The 15,775-nt window shown below is 69.9% G+C and carries 17 protein-coding genes and 1 pseudogene; 16 read left to right on the top strand and 2 right to left on the bottom strand.

Going from position 1 to position 15,775, the window contains the following annotated elements; translation table 11 throughout:
* Positions 1-6: 6 nt before the first annotated feature.
* Positions 7-801, bottom strand: coding sequence for a helix-turn-helix domain-containing protein (locus tag ACZ4SV_RS24010; RefSeq protein ID WP_468006342.1), 795 nt, complete (start codon positions 799-801; stop codon positions 7-9).
* A 362-nt stretch (positions 802-1,163) separates the two neighbouring features.
* Here ACZ4SV_RS24010 and ACZ4SV_RS24005 point away from each other — a divergent pair, with 362 nt between their 5' ends.
* From ACZ4SV_RS24005 to ACZ4SV_RS23935, 15 genes are all read left to right on the top strand, one after another.
* On the top strand, positions 1,164-1,562 hold the full coding sequence (locus ACZ4SV_RS24005) for a hypothetical protein (protein WP_468006341.1): 399 nt from the start codon (positions 1,164-1,166) through the stop codon (positions 1,560-1,562).
* Entirely contained in the window at positions 1,559-1,897 is a 339-nt protein-coding gene (locus ACZ4SV_RS24000) for a hypothetical protein (protein WP_468006340.1), read from the top strand. Before ACZ4SV_RS24005 ends, ACZ4SV_RS24000 begins: the two co-directional genes overlap by 4 nt.
* Entirely contained in the window at positions 1,894-2,370 is a 477-nt protein-coding gene (locus ACZ4SV_RS23995) for a hypothetical protein (protein ID WP_468006339.1), read from the top strand. The genes ACZ4SV_RS24000 and ACZ4SV_RS23995 overlap by 4 nt, the downstream gene beginning before the upstream one ends.
* A gap of 95 nt (positions 2,371-2,465) precedes the next feature.
* Positions 2,466-2,987, top strand: coding sequence for a glycine-rich domain-containing protein (locus ACZ4SV_RS23990; protein ID WP_468006622.1), 522 nt, complete (start codon positions 2,466-2,468; stop codon positions 2,985-2,987).
* A 26-nt stretch (positions 2,988-3,013) separates the two neighbouring features.
* A complete protein-coding gene (locus tag ACZ4SV_RS23985; RefSeq protein WP_468006338.1) occupies positions 3,014-3,139 on the top strand; it encodes a hypothetical protein in 126 nt (41 codons plus the stop codon).
* Positions 3,140-3,578: 439 nt separating this feature from the next.
* The gene (locus tag ACZ4SV_RS23980) at positions 3,579-5,396 is read left to right on the top strand and encodes a glycoside hydrolase family 15 protein (RefSeq protein WP_468006337.1); all 1,818 of its coding nucleotides are present in this window, start codon (positions 3,579-3,581) and stop codon (positions 5,394-5,396) included.
* Positions 5,397-5,716: 320 nt separating this feature from the next.
* Positions 5,717-5,944: a ferredoxin gene (locus tag ACZ4SV_RS23975; protein ID WP_397968546.1), complete on the top strand. Its 228-nt coding sequence runs from the start codon at positions 5,717-5,719 to the stop codon at positions 5,942-5,944.
* Positions 5,941-7,332, top strand: coding sequence for an NAD(P)/FAD-dependent oxidoreductase (locus ACZ4SV_RS23970; protein ID WP_468006336.1), 1,392 nt, complete (start codon positions 5,941-5,943; stop codon positions 7,330-7,332). The genes ACZ4SV_RS23975 and ACZ4SV_RS23970 overlap by 4 nt, the downstream gene beginning before the upstream one ends.
* 25 nt (positions 7,333-7,357) lie before the next feature.
* On the top strand, positions 7,358-8,575 hold the full coding sequence (locus ACZ4SV_RS23965; RefSeq protein WP_468006335.1) for a cytochrome P450: 1,218 nt from the start codon (positions 7,358-7,360) through the stop codon (positions 8,573-8,575).
* 154 nt (positions 8,576-8,729) lie between these two features.
* Entirely contained in the window at positions 8,730-9,524 is a 795-nt protein-coding gene (locus ACZ4SV_RS23960; protein ID WP_468006620.1) for an SDR family oxidoreductase, read from the top strand.
* Between the two features lie 108 nt (positions 9,525-9,632).
* The gene (locus ACZ4SV_RS23955; protein ID WP_063731093.1) at positions 9,633-9,974 is read left to right on the top strand and encodes a PadR family transcriptional regulator; all 342 of its coding nucleotides are present in this window, start codon (positions 9,633-9,635) and stop codon (positions 9,972-9,974) included.
* Positions 9,971-10,927 (top strand): hypothetical protein, encoded by a 957-nt coding sequence (locus tag ACZ4SV_RS23950; RefSeq protein WP_468006334.1) that lies wholly within the window; start codon positions 9,971-9,973, stop codon positions 10,925-10,927. Before ACZ4SV_RS23955 ends, ACZ4SV_RS23950 begins: the two co-directional genes overlap by 4 nt.
* A gap of 94 nt (positions 10,928-11,021) precedes the next feature.
* Entirely contained in the window at positions 11,022-11,954 is a 933-nt protein-coding gene (locus ACZ4SV_RS23945; RefSeq protein WP_468006333.1) for a phosphatase PAP2 family protein, read from the top strand.
* A gap of 170 nt (positions 11,955-12,124) precedes the next feature.
* Positions 12,125-13,243, top strand: a complete 1,119-nt coding sequence (locus ACZ4SV_RS23940; protein ID WP_468006618.1) for a hypothetical protein — start codon at positions 12,125-12,127, stop codon at positions 13,241-13,243.
* A gap of 307 nt (positions 13,244-13,550) precedes the next feature.
* Positions 13,551-14,726, top strand: coding sequence for a glutathione-independent formaldehyde dehydrogenase (locus tag ACZ4SV_RS23935; RefSeq protein ID WP_468006332.1), 1,176 nt, complete (start codon positions 13,551-13,553; stop codon positions 14,724-14,726).
* Between the two features lie 186 nt (positions 14,727-14,912).
* Here the strand turns inward: ACZ4SV_RS23935 and ACZ4SV_RS23930 are convergent, their stop codons facing one another.
* Positions 14,913-15,488, bottom strand: coding sequence for a bile acid:sodium symporter family protein (locus tag ACZ4SV_RS23930; protein WP_468006331.1), 576 nt, complete (start codon positions 15,486-15,488; stop codon positions 14,913-14,915).
* A gap of 5 nt (positions 15,489-15,493) precedes the next feature.
* Here ACZ4SV_RS23930 and ACZ4SV_RS23925 point away from each other — a divergent pair.
* Positions 15,494-15,673 (top strand): annotated as a pseudogene (locus ACZ4SV_RS23925) (hypothetical protein); the annotation flags it as partial.
* Positions 15,674-15,775 lie beyond the last annotated feature (102 nt).

The raw sequence follows: 15,775 nt of genomic DNA, 5'->3' as shown, positions 1-15,775 counted from the left end.
CTCCCGTCAGACCGTACGCTCAGCCCCGTCGATGACCGCCTCGAACATCCTGCGGAACCCTCGGAACAGAGGCCCGTGTGGCGTCTCCATTACCTTGTAGGTGGCCGATTCATGCCCCTCCCAGCCGGAATCAAAGGCGCCGACGAACATCGTGGCGTCCGTGCGGATCACCCGCCAAGTGGGCAGCATGCGGTAGCGGTACACGCTGATGTCGCACTTCCCCGCCAACTCCCGCAGGCGCGCTTCGGCCAGACGCACGCCGCTGGCCAGGGACTCGGTGGACTCGCCGATCTCGGCCGCGCGGCGGGCGAGCGCCGGCGAGTCCGGGTCGAGCAGTGCGACGCGGACGCGGAGGCCCCTGCCGCCTTGGTCCCTGGGCAGGCAGGCCCGCAGCAGGCTGTCGTTGAGCCCGATCAAGCCGAGCCCGCGCACGGCCAAGACGTCCAGTTCCTGCGCGTCGCGGGCCTGCTGCTTGATCTCCTGCGCCGCCGACCGTTGGGCGGAATAGACGCGGACGACTTCGGGGAACGCGGCCAGATCGAAGGCGACGCCGCCGCTCCGCTTCTCCCGGCTCGAGGCCAGACCGAGCAGGTGCCGGGCGTCATCGGGCATACCCAGGCCGTCCGCGATGCGCTCGTACACGTCGAGCTTCGACACCTCGCGGCGCCCGTTGATGATCTCGTTGACCCGGGCCTGGGTCATTCCGACTGCCGTGGCAATGCGCGACTGGCTCGCCCCGGCGGACTTCTGTACGCACCGGAACACTGCACCGATGCTCCTGCTGCGCAGGGCCTGACGCATCTCTGCGCGCTCCCAGGCTGACCTGGGCAAGTCGATCGGCTCCAGTGCGGTTCCCACGGTGGCGACCCCCGTTATCCACGGAGGGATGGGATTCCATCCCACGGTGAGATTACCGGGACGGTATCGACCTGCCACATGCCTTCACAAGATCCTGGACGTTAGAGAAGCCCCGGCGAGACGGTCATCTCCCGGGGCATGGCCGACGCCCGAGGAGCGCCGACATGGAGCAAGGTACAACCGCCCGGCCGCCTACGACAGATCCCCTCCCGCCGCGTGGCATGCGGTCCGACCCACCCGAGACGGTCCGGGCCTGGCTGGCCGGTGCGCACGGGACGACCGGTCAGGTGCGTCTGGAGTGGTCGATGCAGCGTCTGGCGGTGCTGCCGCTCCGCATCGGGCTCGGTGCCGTGCGGATGCCGGGTGGCATCGTGCACGCGGCTGTCGGTACCGATGAGCCCCGTGCGGTCGCCGAGGTTGTGCGGGACCAGTTGTGCGGTCCGGTGATCCAGGACGTGCGCACCGCTCTGGGGCCGACCTACTGGGCTTTGGTGTCCTACCGCCCAGACGCCGACTGGGACGGGGGCACGGATACGCCGCTGCTCGGTCCCGGGACCTACCTCGGCGTACCGGACCTCGGCATCACCGCTCCGCCCGGTGCTTACTGGGTGGTGCAGCCGTACGGCCGTGGCCATCTCTGCGCGCTGCCGGACGTCGCCGACCTCATCCGGCGGGGCCGTGATGCGGCGGAGGTACTGGCATGAGGCCTGCCCGCATCACGCCCCCTGTGCTGGTCCTCCCGGTCGGCTTCGTGCCGCACGTCCCGTTGCCCCATCTGGACCTGCTGTCCGACGCCCGGACCCGCGGCGCGGAGTGCGTGTGGGGCGGGGAGGTGCTGACCACCGATACGGCCATCGACTTGAACGAGCGTGTCACCGAGAGCGGGGCGCACTGGTTCCCGCGTGCTTGCCGACGCTGCCTGCGCAGCGCCGTACACGCCGCCCGCGGCCGGCACCCGGGCGACTGCCCGGACTGCAAAAGCGTCCTGTGCCCGACCCGCCGTGCCCTGCACGACCTTCTGCTGGAGCTGGGCCGGTGACCGTGCAGGACGCCGGTGAGCTGTTACGCCTGCACCAGCTCATCGCCGTACACGAGTTCCCGCAGACCCTGTCCCCGGCGGCCCTGGCCGGCGAAGCGTGCGTCTGGTGCACAAGCCCGGCCGACGCCACCGCCGTAGAGCTGTCGGCTGCTCTTCCCTGGTGGGGCTGCCTGCCCTGCTACTCGGCCCGGCTTGCCTGGCACGTCACCTGGTACGACTGGCACGACCACCACGAAAGCTGCATCCCCTGCCAACAGCAACGGACCTGCCACGTCGGCCACGGCCGCCGCATCCTGCACGAACAGACCGCCGGGCCGGCCGACAAACCGCAGCCGAAGTGCTCCCCCTGCCGGGGCCCGCTGCTTCCAGTGGAGAGGGTCGCGCCGCTGCTCTGGCACAGCCCGACGACCTTCGCACCCCGCCTCGGCTACGCCCACGTCCGGTGCCTGACCGAAAGGCCGGGCAGCCGATGACCAGCCCCCTCCGCCCCCTTACGTACTGGAACGGCAAGAAAGCGGCCCCGCCGCAGCCGCTGGCTGTCATCCAGAGAAGGAGATCACTCGTGACCATGTCTCCCGGACCTACGCCGGACGGTGGTCCTCCCGGTCCCAAGCCGCCGCCACTGGCCCGCATGCTCATCACCGACGAGCAGTCCGAGAGCTGCCGCCGCACGGTGATGGACGCCAACCCCAGCATGGACGCGAAGATGGCCGGCCGGATCGTGGAGGAGGGCCTCAAGTTCGTGGCCGCCTGCGCGACGAGCCCGGGCGCTGGACTGGTCCCGTCGCGGATCGTGGACGAGGGCTGGCACGCACTCATCGTGCACACCGCGATGTACGCCGACCTGTGTCACCGGCTCGGCGGCCGATTCGTCCACCACACCCCGGGCTACGCCCCGACGCATGACGACCCGGTGGTCCTGGAACGGACCACCGAGGCCATCAACGCCCTCGGCTGGGCCACGGATGCGGAGCTGTGGGCCGAGCCGTCCGACGAGTCGCTGGTGTCGGTCGCGGCGAAGTGCCGGCACTCGGACGACTCGGGACCGATCGTGACCATTCCCAAACCAAAGCCGAAAGGCGTGGTCTAGCCTCCCGAGAAGGGAGAGGAGGTCGCATGTCCGAGTGGATCGACCCGCGGTACGCGGACCTGGTGGCTGCATGGAAGCGCGCGCAGCAGCCGCAGTCGCGTGACCCCGAGCCGCAGCCGCGGCGGGCGTTCATCGTCCCGCCGAAGAACTGAGGGCAGCACCCCGACCGGCCGCGGCAGGTCGCCGGCGCAGCCCCTGACGACGGGGCTGCGCTGGAGATGAGCCGTCACCCCTGACCCCGGCGGGTCACCGAGCGCACGCCGGGCACGAGGTGCGTCTGGTCTGCCGGGGTGATGCAATGGACTCGGCGGTGTGAGAACCGCCGGATGCCTGGGTGATCCTCCAGCCCCGCGGCGGATGCGCGACGTCAACGGCCCTTGTGCTCGCCCTCGGACCGCCAGGGATCATGTGGGCGCCCTTCGCCGTGAGGGCTCGCAGCATGGCGCGTAGCGGCCAGCCGGTGACGGGTTCCGTCGGGCAGCGAGGAACTGCCGCCGAGCCCGGCAGGGCGCTTGTCCGGAGGTGGCGTCGTTCTCACGCTTCTCTCCGAGGAGCCGGCCCGACGAACCGGATGAACGTACGGGAGCCGCCATGGACCGCTATCCGCCCATCGCCGACCATGGTCTGATCGGTGACCTGCAGACCGCTGCTCTGGTCTCCTCCCGTGGCGTGATCGACTGGTTCGCCGCTCCCCGGTTCGACTCGCCGAGCGTCTTCGCCTCCCTGCTCGATTACGACCGGGGCGGATACTTCATGTTCGCCCCGCAGGACCCCGAGGCCGTCTGCAAACAGCTCTACTATCCGGACACAGCCGTGCTGGTCACGCGGTTCATGTCACCGGCCGGCGTCGGCGAGGTCGTCGACTGCATGCCACCGGACGAGGCCCTCGTCCCGACGGACCGGCACGCCGTGGTGCGTCTCGTACGCGCCGTACGCGGCACCGTGCGCTTCTCCTTGGAATGCCGGCCCCGGTTCGACTACGGCCGGGCCGTCCACGACCTCGATCTGACCCATGACACCGCGGTGTTCCGGGCGCCGGCGCAGACCGGTCACCTCCAGACCACGTTCCCCGTGCAGCGCGACGGGCGGGACGTCCGGAGCGAGATCACGCTCACGGCCGGGCAGACGGCCGCAGCCGTCTTCACCGTCTGCGACACCGGCGGGCCGACGCCGGCCCCCGTCACCCTGGAAGAGCTGACCGATCAGTTCGTCGTCATCGGCGAGTTCTGGCAGAACTGGCTTCGCACCTCCCGCTATCGCGGTCGGTGGTCGGCCGTGGTGAACCGCTCGGCCATCACCTTGAAGCTCCTCACCTACGCCCCGACGGGCGCACCGGTCGCCGCGGCCACGATGGGACTTCCCGAACAGGTCGGCGGCGAGCGCAACTGGGACTACCGGTACACGTGGGTGCGCGACGGAGCCCTGTCCGTAAGGGCGCTGCTGGATCTGGGATTCGTCGACGAAGCGGCCCGGTTCACCCGCTGGCTGGGCGACCGTATGCGTGATCGCGCCGGCGTACCGGGCGAACGCCTGCAGATCATGTACCGGGTCGACGGAGACCCCGACATCCCGGAGGAGACCCTCGACCACTTCGAGGGGTACCGCGGTTCCGCGCCGGTGCGGGCCGGGAACGCGGCGATGGACCAACTGCAGCTCGACATCTACGGCGAGGCGCTCTATGCCCTGTCCGAGAGCCGGGGAGTAGGAGTGCAGACCGGGTATCACGGCTGGAAGGGGCTCGCTGCGATCCTGGACTGGCTCGCCGTCACCTGGGACCGGCCGGACGAGGGTATCTGGGAGACCCGCGGCGGCCGCAAGGACTTCACGTACAGCCGGGTGATGTGCTGGGTCGCCTTCGACCGAGGGCTGCGCCTGGCGCAGGAGTTCAGCCGCCCTGCCGACATCTCCGGCTGGACCGCCGCGCGCGACGCCATCCTGGAACAGGTGATGGAACGCGGATGGAGCGACCGGGAGCAGGCCCTGGTCCAGCAGTACGGCGGCCATGTCCTCGACGCGTCCCTGCTGCTCATTCCCCGTGTCGGCTTTCTGGCCCCCAGGAGTCCCGGCTGGCTCTCGACGCTCGATGCGATGGACCGCACCCTCGTCTCGGACAGTCTCGTCTACCGCTACGACCCGACGGCGTCCCCGGACGGCCTGCGCGGCTCCGAGGGCACCTTCAGCCTCTGCACCTTTCTCTACGTCGACGCACTCGCCCGGGCCGGCCGGGTCCGGCAGGCGCGCTACGCGTTCGAGAAGATGCAGACGTACGCCAACCATGTGGGCTTGTTCGCCGAAGAAATCGGCCCGAGCGGCGAACAACTCGGGAACTTCCCGCAGGCGTTCACCCACCTTTCCCTCATTATGGCGGCCACCACTCTCGACGACGCCCTCGACCGTGAGCAGGCGTGACAGGGTCATGCATCCGGCGCCGATGGGTGTGTCCTCGGTGCCGTTCCCCGGGTGCGGGGGACCTTCACACGACCTAGGCTGGTGAGGGTCAAGTCAGGTTCTCAGGCGCGGAGCGACAAAAGCAGATCCCTTGCATCCGGAGAGCGGAAACACCTGCGGAGACCTTTGACGAGCGCGGTTGTCTTCTGTCCGCGAGCGAGGTGACGACGCTCCGCCGTTTTCTTCCCGCATTCGCCTGTTCGCCCCTCGGGTGTGGCGCGCCGGACGGTGCTGCCCGCGGAACCTGCGGTTCTCCAGTGTTCAGGCGGAGGTCGGTCAGGATGAGAGTTGTCGTGGATCTTTCCCGTTGCGAAGGATATGCGCAATGCGCGTTCCTGGCTCCGGACGCTTTCCGGCTGCACGGCGAGGAAGCCCTGATGTACGACCCGCAGCCCGACGACGTCCAGCGGGAGCGGGTGCTGCGCGCCGCGGCTGCCTGCCCGCTCCAGGCCATTCTGGTGGACCGGTTGGAGGAGCCGGACGTGTCGGCGGGGGTGCCGCGGTCATGAGCAGTGCCGACACCCTGCAGAGGTTCAAGCGCGACGGCCGCGTCGTGATCGTCGGAGCGTCGCTGGCGGGACTGCGGGCCGCGGAGGCCCTGCGCGACGAAGGGTTCACCGGGACGCTGACCATGATCGGTGACGAGGCGGCCGAGCCCTACGACCGTCCCCCGCTGTCCAAGCAGGTGCTCACCGGATGGGTGCCCGCCGGGGGCACCGCGCTGCCGCGACGCCGTGACATCGATGCGGAGTGGCTGCTGGGCGTGCCCGCCGACGGACTGGATCTGGCGACCAACCACGTGCATCTCGCCGACGGTCGCCGCATACCCTTCGACCGCATGCTGATCTCCACCGGCGTACGAGCGCGGCCCTGGTTCGTCGAGGCCGAGGCGGCCCTGGACGGCGTGTTCGTGGTCCGCACCCGCGAGGACGCCGACGGCCTGCAGCGAGCGCTCGCCGCCGGCCCCTCCCGCGTCCTGGTCATCGGCGCGGGCTTCACCGGCTCCGAGATCGCCTCCATCTGCCGGGAGCGCGACCTTCCGGTGACCGTCGCCGAACTCGCGCCGGCCCCGCTGGTCGGGGGGCTCGGTGCCATGATCGGCGACATCGCGGCGGACATGCAGCGCGCCCACGGTGTGGACCTGCGCTGCGGTGTCAAAGTCACCCGGCTGGAGGGCGACGCGCAGGGACGGTTCCGCCGTGCCCACTTCGAGGACGGCAGCACCGTCGACGCGGACGTCGTGGTGGTGGCGCTCGGAGGCATCCGCAACACCGAGTGGCTACGCGACTCGGGGCTGGCGGTGGGCGTGTGGGGAGTCGCCTGCGACTCGGGGTGCCGTGCCTTCGACCTCAACGGCCTGGTGACCGACGACATCTTCGTCGCCGGTGACGTGGCACGCTGCCCGAACCCCGTCTACGAGTACCGGTTCATCTCGCTGGAGCACTGGGCCAACGCGGTGGAACAGGCCGGGATCGCGGCGCACAACATGGTCAGCGCCCAGGCGGACCGCTGGCCGCACCTGTCCATCCCGGCGTTCTGGTCGATCCAGTTCGGTGTCAACATCAAGTCCGTCGGCGTACCGACCTATGCCGACCAAGTCGTCGTGACCCAGGGGTCCGTGGCCGACCGGCGCTTCGTCGCCGCCTACGGGTACCAGGGCCGTGTGACCGCGGCGGTCAGCTTCGACAACGCGAAGTGGCTGGACCACTACCGGCAGTTGATCGAGACCGCCGCGCCCTTCCCGCCCCCCTGCCCCACGCCCGACCAGCCCGTCGACGCCGAACCGGTCCCCGTCGACTTCCCCGGCCCCACTCTGCTCGCGCAGGGCGCCACGGTGGTCGTCACCGGCCACGACCCGGGCGAACGGCGCGTCACGGCGATGCGGCAGCACCGGTAGGAGAGGAAGCAGGAAGGAAAGCGAGATGACCGCGACCGAGACGTCCGACATCCTGCCCCGGATCCTCGACTACGCCTCCCGGGCCGACCCGTATCCGCTGTACGCGGAGCTGCGCAAGACACCGGTGGCCCCGCAGGCGGACGGCAGTTACGTCATCAGCACCTATCGCGAGCTGGCCGGCATACTGCACAATCCACACCTGAGTTCCGACACCCGCAATCTGTCACGGCCGATGCCCGGCGCCGAGGAACGCGCCGCGCCGGCGTTCCTCAACCTCGATCCGCCCGAACACGACCGCCTGCGGCGCCTGGCCATGCGTCACTTCGGCCCACCGCACACTCCGGGACTGGTCACCGGCATGGAAGGCGACCTGACCGCCACCGTCACCGGCCTGATCGACGACTTCTCGGACAAAGAGCGGATCGACATCGTCGACGACTTCGCCTACCCGTTCCCCGTCACCGTGATCTGCCACCTGCTCGGCGTACCGCGTGAGGACGAACCGCGCTTCCACGTATGGGTGGACGCCATCATCGGCTCGATCAACTACGACCCGGAGACCGACCCGAAGGAGAAACTGGACAACGGACTGCGGGCCACCAAGGACCTGCGCCAGTACCTTGGCGGGCTTCTGGAGCAGCGCCACGGCCGGCCGGGCGGGGATCTGCTGACACGGCTGGCCAACGACGACGGGCCCGACGGGCGCATGACCGACGAGGAAATCGTCAGCACCGCGAACCTGCTGCTCATCGCCGGCCACGAGACCACCGTCAACCTCATCACCAACGGCATGCTGACCATGCTGCGCAACCCCGACGTGCTGCACCGTCTGCGCGCCGAACCGGACCTGGTCGTCCCCCTGGTCGAGGAGCTGCTGCGTTACGAGCCTCCCGTTCACATCATTCCGTGGCGGGCGGCGTACAGCGACATCCCGGTCGGCGGCACCGTCATCCCCAAGGGCTCGCAGATCATGCTCATGCTCGCCTCGGGCAGCCGCGATCCACAACGCTTCGACCGTCCCGATCATTTCGACCCCGACCGGCAGGACAACCAGCACCTGGGGTTCGGCAGCGGCATCCACCTGTGCTTCGGGGGACCGCTGGCCCGCCTGGAGACCCAGATCGCGCTGCGGGAACTGGTACGCCGTCTCGACGGGCCCCGGCTGCTCGCCGACCCTCCGCCGTACCGGCCGAGTCCCATTCTGCGCGGGCCGATCCATCTGCACGTCGAGCAGAGCGGCTGACGGCACGGGAGACCGGACCCGCCGGCGCCGGTTCCCTCGACGCGGACGACGCGGTACCCGGTCCCGGAGGCCCGGGGGACACCGAGCAAGGAGGCAGACCACCGTGAACCCAACCTCCGAAGACGCACGTCCCCGGGACGTGATACCCGCCCACATCCTCAAGGGCCAGAAGGCACTGGTCACCGGCGCCAACTCCGGAATCGGCAAGGCGACAGCCATCGCCCTCGGCCGGGCCGGCGCCGACGTCGTCGTGAACTACGTGGCCGGACGCGAGGACGCCGAAAAAGTGGCCGAAGAGATCACCTCCTTCGGCGGCCGCGCTGCCGTCTACGAGGCGGACGTCTCCGACGAGGACCAGGTCGTCGCCATGCTGGACCGGATGATCCAGGACTTCGGCACGATCGACATCCTGGTCGCCAACGCCGGGCTCCAGCGCGACGCCCCCTTCACGGAGATGACGCTCGCCCAGTGGCAGAAGGTACTGGACGTCAACCTCACAGGTCAGTTCCTGTGCGCCCGGGAAGCGACGAAGGAATTCCTGCGGCGCGGGGTCGTGCCGGAGGTCTCCAGCGCCGCAGGGAAGATCATCTGCATGAGCTCCGTGCACCAGCTCATCCCCTGGGCGGGACACGCGAACTACGCCACCTCCAAGGGGGGCCTGCAGATGATGATGGAGACCTTGGCGCAGGAACTGGCACCGCAGAAGATCCGCGTGAACGCGGTGGCCCCGGGAGCCATCAGGACACCGATCAACCGCAGCGCCTGGGAGACGCCCGAGGCCCGCGCAGACCTGCTGCGGCTGATCCCCTACAGGCGCATCGGCGACCCCGAGGACATCGCCAACGCCGTCGTCGGTCTCTCCTCGGACCTCATGGACTACGTGGTGGGAACCACCCTCTACGTGGACGGCGGCATGACCCTCTTCCCCGGCTTCGCCACCGGCGGATGACAACTCGTCGATGCGGAAGAGGGGGTGGCGCTCGCCGCGGGCGTGGAGGTGCTTCCGGTGATCACCCGGCCGGCAGATATATTTCGTAGCTCGATATATGCTCGGTGCATGACCAGACAGAATCCGCCCCTGACGGAACCGCAGTACTTCATCCTCGCTGCACTCATGGATGGTCCGTTGCACGGTTACGGCATCATCAAGGCTGCCGAGCAGGCCACCGACGGGAGGCTCCGGATCGCTGTCGGCACTCTCTACGGCGCGTTGGAGCGGATGGAGCGGGCCGGGCTGGTGGCCGCCGGCCATGAGGAGATCGTGGACGGGCGGGCGCGGCGCTACTACCGGCTCACCGAGGACGGCACCGAGGCGCTCGGCCGGGAGGCGCTGCGGATGCAGCAGGCGGCGGCCGTCGTCATCGGACACTCGCGGGACGCCGGAGCAGCCCCGGCATGAATCGTCTGCTGCTCGCGGCCTATCCCGAGCCCTACCGCTCCCGGCAGGGAGAGGAGGTGCTGGCCTGCCTGTCCGAGGCGTATCCCGGCCGCTCCTGGCCCCCGCCGCGGGAAGTCGCCGCCCTGGTGCGCGCCGGGGTGCAGGCCCGCGCCCGTGCCGTCGCCGACGACACGGCCCGGCCGTGGTGGCTGGACGGCATCCATCTGGCCGCCCTGGCCCTCGCCGCGCTGGCGCTGGTTCCGTACTTGCAGGATGTGTGGCACTGGGCACTGCACATCGACCCCGGACAGCACGCCATCGCCTTCCGCTTCTCCGGCTGGTACCCGTGGGCCGAAGGTCCCACGCGGATACGGCTGCTGCCCTACGGGCTGCTCCCGCTGGGCTGCCTGATCGCCCTGCTGCGCGGCAGGCCGTGGATCGCGCTGCCGGCCGCGGCAGCCATGATGTGGGCCGGCGCCACGTCCCACGGCCGCACCCTCTTCGGCGACGAGGGCAAGGCGGGCCTGGGCTACTACGGTCTCGGCGCCCCGATAACGGCCCGTGACCTGGTGCTGTCGGGGGCACTGTGCGCGGCATGCGCCGTGCTGGCGCTCTGCCGTCCCAGCCGTCTGCGACGCCGTTCGTACCGCTGGCTGGCCCCCGTCGTACTCGCCATGTTCGTGGCCGGGGGCCTGCACGTCATCTCCGTCAGTCCGGCTTTCCAGCGCGGTCTGTTCGTCCTGGAAGTCGCCGCGCTGATCGCCGCGTGGGTGGCGACGGCCGCCACCGGCGACCACCGGTGGCTGATCCCCGTCGCGGCGTTCGCGATCGTCCGCACGCAGGCGATCGTCGTCCGGCCGGACGCGTTCATGCAGTCCTTCCCGGACCTGGTCGTCCTCATCCTGCTGATCGCACCCCTCCCCGCCCTGGCGATCGCCGCCCAGCGCCGACAGAGGCGGGCACTCGCCGAATAGGAGCGGACCTCCGGCGGGCCGGCCGAGCCCGGCGGCCCACGTCGTGCCGGAAGACGTGCGTGACCGAACTCCCTCCGACGGAAGAAACCGAGCGATGACTCAGCACGATTCCCAGCCCCTGCCCGCGGACCGTCCGGGGCCCTCAAGGCAGGCCCCCGAGGCCCCCGAGGCCCCCGACGACTCCAGCCCGTCGCGTACGGCACGGCCGTGGATGCCGGCCCTCCTTTACACCCTGGGGTTCCTGACGGTCTACCTGCTCGCCATCTGCACCCCGTGGGGGCAACGAGCGGAGAACGCCCTGTTCGATCTCGGCAAACAGGGCGGCGAAGAAGCATGGTTCTACCCCCTGTCGGGAGCGGCCTACGGCTCGACGCCCCTGCCGCCGATGGAACTGAGCGCCAAGCCCACCCTGATGGTGGGGCTGGCCGTCATCGTGGTCCTCACCCTGGCGCGGCGGTGCTGGCGGCAGGGGTGCGCGGCGCTCGGGGTCGTCATTCTGACGACCGGAGGCAAGGAGGTGCTCAAATCGACCATCCTGCCCCGCCCCGATCTGGTGGGCGCGCCGGAGAATCTCCTTGATCAGGGGTTCCCCAGCGGGCACACGGCCATCCCCGCCGCGCTGACCCTCGCTGCCGTCCTCGTCGTTTCCCCCCGCATCCGCCCCTACGTCGCCACGGCCGGTGTGCTGTGGCTCGCCTGCATCGCCGCCGCCAGCGCGACCATGGGCGGCCACCGGCCCAGCGAAGTGCTGGGAGCCACCCTGTTGGCCTGTGTCTGTTACGGCCTCGCGACCTGGCTGCTGCCGCCGGCCGCCGCGCCACGCGCCACGCGGAGCCCCCGTGCGCTGCCCGTCATCACCCTGACGCTGGCACTGGCCGTCGCCCTCGTGTCCGGCGCACGGAACGACACCCTCACCAGGTCACTGGTCTCCGCGGCGACGGCCTTCATATGCGCGGTCCTGGTCTGGTACGCCGCAGTCGGGCGGCCGGCACACACCGCACGCCGCACAGGCCCCGCCCTGGACTGACCACCCGGCACACACCAGCGAACCTCCACGTGGGACGCGCTGCGGGGATGTGCTCTGACCCTGTGCGCCTGCCGACGCGGGGCCAGCGTGTCACAGGGCACCGGCGTTGTCTCGGGCGCATCCTGTGGGCACTGGTGATCGCCGGGACAGCCGACGAGAAGGGTCCGGTCATGCGGGTGTCGTCGCAGGGAGTCACGGTCGTGGCTCTCCTCGCCGATCCGGACGCGCCGACCGAGATCGCGCACCGCATGGCCCGGGTACTCCCTGCCCGGCTCGCCGACAGGGCAGGTCGGGGGCGACGGTTCGACGTGGAGGTGGTCAGCGAGCCCTTCACCTCGGGGACCGAGGACCTGACCACGGTGACGCGCCGGATCATGGACCGCGGGCGTGCGGAGCACTGGGACATCGTCGTGGCCCTCACCGACCTTCCGCTGCACTCACACGGGCGCAAACTGGTGCTGGATCTGAGTCACGAACACGGTTTGGCGCTGCTGTCCCTTCCGTCGCTGGGTGGCCTGCGTGCTGAGAGAAGGGCCCTGCGGGCGGTGGAAGAGGCCGTGCTCAGCCTGGCGGGTCCGCGAGCCACCGGGGCTGGGGAACCTCCGCGGCGCCAGCCGCTGGGGCGTTTCGTCAGTCGCCTCGCGCCTGTTCACCCGGGCCCGGTCGACGAGGAGGAGGCCGCTGACCTCCGGTACGTCCTCAGCGGGCCGCGTGGCTATCTGAGGATGCTCGTCGGTATGGTCCGTGCCAATCGGCCGTGGCGGTTGGTGCCGGGTCTGTCCAAAGCCCTGGCGGCCGCACTCGCCACGGGAGCGGTCGCCACCGTGAACTCCACCCTCTGGAGCCTGTCCGCCTCCCTGAGTACGCCGCGCCTCCTGACCGCCATGGTCGGGTCCGTCGCGCTCATGATCGGCTGGCTGATCGTGGACGCGCACCTGTGGCATCGATCAGCACAGGGTTCACCGGAGGCGAGGAAGAGGACGGCTCTCTACAACGCGTCCACGGTCGTGACCGTGGGCATCGGGGTCCTCGTCTGCTACGTCGGTTTGCTGGTCGTCAACTGGGTGTGGGCGCTCTTCATCCTCAACGACCAGGTGTTCGCCTCCATGACCCGGACCCCGCTGCGCGCCACGGACTACTGGACGCTGTCCTGGTTCGTCGCTTCGATCGCCACGGTGGGCGGCGCGCTCGGATCAGGCTTGGAGAGCGACGAGGCGATCCGGGCAGCCGCCTACTCCAAGCGCGAACAGGAACGTCGCCGGATGCTGCGGGACGACGACGGCGACTGACGGGTGACCTGAGTCGGACAGGCGTCGCCGGCCGCTGGTCGTCCGGCCCCGGAGATCTCTGCTGATCGGTCGGTGTGCGGTTGTTTCGCGCCGGGGGCGGCGGGGACCCGGACGGTACGACGCCGGTGCGTGCAAGCTCCCGCCTGGCGGCCGGCGGCGGTGCCGTTCTACCGCATCGGGCGAACGGTCTCCAGAGGCGTGCCGGAGCGCAGGTCCCCGCCGCAGCAAGCTCACGGGCCTCGGACTTCTTGCACCGTTTCCACCATCGCTGCGCTGCGGCCACGCTGCGGCGCCAAGGGAAGCCATCATGAAAGCAGCAGTCTATGAAGGCCCGCGAACGGTCACGGTGAAGGACGTACCGGACGCGAAGATCGAGCACCCCTGCGACATCATCGTCAAGATCACCGCCACCAACATCTGCGGTTCCGACCTGCACATGTACGAGGGCCGCACTTCCTTCGAGGCCGGCCGCACCCTGGGGCACGAGAACATGGGCCAGGTCGTGGAGGTCGGCTCGGCCGTCCGCAAGGTCCAGGTCGGCGAGTACGTGGTCATGCCCTTCAACATCGCCTGCGGCTTCTGCAAACAGTGCGAGCGGGGTCTGACCAACTACTGCCTGACCATGCAGCCGGAACCGGCCCTCGCGGGAGCCGCCTACGGGTTCGCCGACATGGGCCCCTACCAGGGCGGCCAGGCGGAACTGCTGCGCGTGCCCTACGGCGACTTCAACGCGCTGCGTCTGGGCGAGGACGCCGCCGAGCGGCAGAGCGACTACGTGATGCTCGCCGACATCTTCCCCACCGGCTATCACGCCACCGAGATGGCCCACGTCAAGCCGGGCGACCAGACCATCGTCTTCGGGGCCGGTCCCGTCGGGCTGATGGCGACCTACTCCGCCCTCCTCAAGGGCGCCGGCCGCGTGTGGACGGCCGACCACCAGCCCGACCGGCTGCGCAAGGCGGAGGAGATCGGGGCCATCCCGATCAACACCGCCGAGCAGAATCCGGCGGAGGTCGTCAAGGAGGCCACCCTCGGTCTGGGCGCCGACAACGGCTGTGAATGCGTCGGCTACCAGGCACACGACCCCCAGGGCCACGAGGACGCCAGCCTCACGCTCAACGGACTGATCGACTCGGTCAGGTTCACGGGCGACATCGGCGTGGTGGGCGTGTTCCTGCCCGAGGACCCCGGCGGTGCCGAGGCCCAGGGGGAGATGGAGGCGCATGGCAAGGTCCCGATCGACTTCGGCATGATGTGGTTCAAGGGCCAGCACATGGGGACCGGGCAGGCGCCGGTGAAGAAGTACAACCGGGCGCTGCGGGACCTGATCGCCGGCGAGAAGGCGAAGCCCAGCTTCGTCGTCTCCCACGAACTCAGCCTGGACGAGGCCCCCACCGGCTACGAGCACTTCGACGCCCGTGACGAGGGCTGGACCAAGGTGGTCCTGCACCCGAACGGCCACGGCAACGGCCACAAGCGGTAGGGGACTCCAGGTCGCTGCCCGCCTGTTTCCCCGGGACCGCCCCCGGGGGAGGGGTGGCGACCTCGGCACCACTTTGCACGGCGCTTCCCCGTCCGTACCCGGATCCTGCCCTTCATCGATACGCATGACGTAACCCCTGTGGGTGGTGTGCTCCTCTGGTTGCGCCGACTCTCAGGGAGGAACCACTTAGCCGCGCAAGCCGGCCCACGGATCAGCTCGACAGCCGAGGGCGCCGCAGGCGTTGACGTGGGTAAGGACGAGCGAGCCGACCAGGGCGGCCGGCTCGATGATGCCGAGCACCCGGCTCGGCCACGGCTCGGACAGTGCCAGACGGCACAGTGTGCCGGCCGCGCAGGGCAGGACCACGCCGATCAGGGCGAATCCGCCGTGGGCGGTGTGCGCGGCCCTGGCGAGCATGCCCGCGTAAGCGTCGCTGAGCAGCGGCAGCAGGCTGCCGATGACCAGGGGAATGGTGAGCGGGCTGAGGAAGGTGGAGGCGAGGACGAGACCCACCATGGTGGGCTGGTCGCCCTCCCCCTTGCCGGTCCACACGGTGGCTCCGGCGGCGACGGGCATCGCCGTGATGAGGATCATCGCCGTCACCAGGCCGCTGCCGCCGTCGGTGTCGGGGGTCAGGCGGAGCAGGAACGCGACGCCGGGGATGACCAGCAGTGGGATCGTCAGGTGAAGGCCGGCCTGGGTCTGACCGGTGTGTCGGTGCTGATGAGCGCGCTGCTGGCCGCGGTGCTGGTGGTGCAGCACCCGCCCCCTCCGGCGCCTCCATCGGCGACTACCTCTCCCAGTCCACCGGTGACGGTGGCCTGGGTCTGGGCACGGTGGTGACCAGCGCGCTGTTCCTGGCCGTCATTCTCGGCCTGGTCGTCTGTCTGAGTGTGACGCGCAAGGACGTCGCCGGGCCTGACCCTGCTGCCCGACGCGCGGCCTGACCTGGCACACGGCGGGTGTTCAGGAAGTGTTCAGGCATCCTGTGCGACGGTCGGAGATCCAGGCCGCTGTCGGCGGCCGGCCCATGCGACAGGGCGCTCGAT

The organism is Streptomyces sp. NPDC027672 (assembly GCF_055566335.1).
Note: the sequence above shows the minus strand (reverse complement) of the source record. Positions and strands in the feature narration are given on the sequence as shown.

What these genes read in the sequence shown, in the direction of transcription:
- ACZ4SV_RS24010 (WP_468006342.1), bottom strand. Translation starts at nt 801, where the DNA reads ATGCGTCAGGCCCTGCGCAGCAGGAGCATCGGTGCAGTGTTCCGGTGC.
- ACZ4SV_RS24005 (WP_468006341.1), top strand. Translation starts at nt 1,164, where the DNA reads ATGCAGCGTCTGGCGGTGCTGCCGCTCCGCATCGGGCTCGGTGCCGTG.
- ACZ4SV_RS24000 (WP_468006340.1), top strand. Translation starts at nt 1,559, where the DNA reads ATGAGGCCTGCCCGCATCACGCCCCCTGTGCTGGTCCTCCCGGTCGGC.
- ACZ4SV_RS23990 (WP_468006622.1), top strand. Translation starts at nt 2,466, where the DNA reads ATGTCTCCCGGACCTACGCCGGACGGTGGTCCTCCCGGTCCCAAGCCG.
- ACZ4SV_RS23985 (WP_468006338.1), top strand. Translation starts at nt 3,014, where the DNA reads ATGTCCGAGTGGATCGACCCGCGGTACGCGGACCTGGTGGCTGCATGG.
- ACZ4SV_RS23980 (WP_468006337.1), top strand. Translation starts at nt 3,579, where the DNA reads ATGGACCGCTATCCGCCCATCGCCGACCATGGTCTGATCGGTGACCTG.
- ACZ4SV_RS23975 (WP_397968546.1), top strand. Translation starts at nt 5,717, where the DNA reads ATGAGAGTTGTCGTGGATCTTTCCCGTTGCGAAGGATATGCGCAATGC.
- ACZ4SV_RS23970 (WP_468006336.1), top strand. Translation starts at nt 5,941, where the DNA reads ATGAGCAGTGCCGACACCCTGCAGAGGTTCAAGCGCGACGGCCGCGTC.
- ACZ4SV_RS23965 (WP_468006335.1), top strand. Translation starts at nt 7,358, where the DNA reads ATGACCGCGACCGAGACGTCCGACATCCTGCCCCGGATCCTCGACTAC.
- ACZ4SV_RS23955 (WP_063731093.1), top strand. Translation starts at nt 9,633, where the DNA reads ATGACCAGACAGAATCCGCCCCTGACGGAACCGCAGTACTTCATCCTC.
- ACZ4SV_RS23950 (WP_468006334.1), top strand. Translation starts at nt 9,971, where the DNA reads ATGAATCGTCTGCTGCTCGCGGCCTATCCCGAGCCCTACCGCTCCCGG.
- ACZ4SV_RS23945 (WP_468006333.1), top strand. Translation starts at nt 11,022, where the DNA reads ATGACTCAGCACGATTCCCAGCCCCTGCCCGCGGACCGTCCGGGGCCC.
- ACZ4SV_RS23940 (WP_468006618.1), top strand. Translation starts at nt 12,125, where the DNA reads ATGCGGGTGTCGTCGCAGGGAGTCACGGTCGTGGCTCTCCTCGCCGAT.
- ACZ4SV_RS23935 (WP_468006332.1), top strand. Translation starts at nt 13,551, where the DNA reads ATGAAAGCAGCAGTCTATGAAGGCCCGCGAACGGTCACGGTGAAGGAC.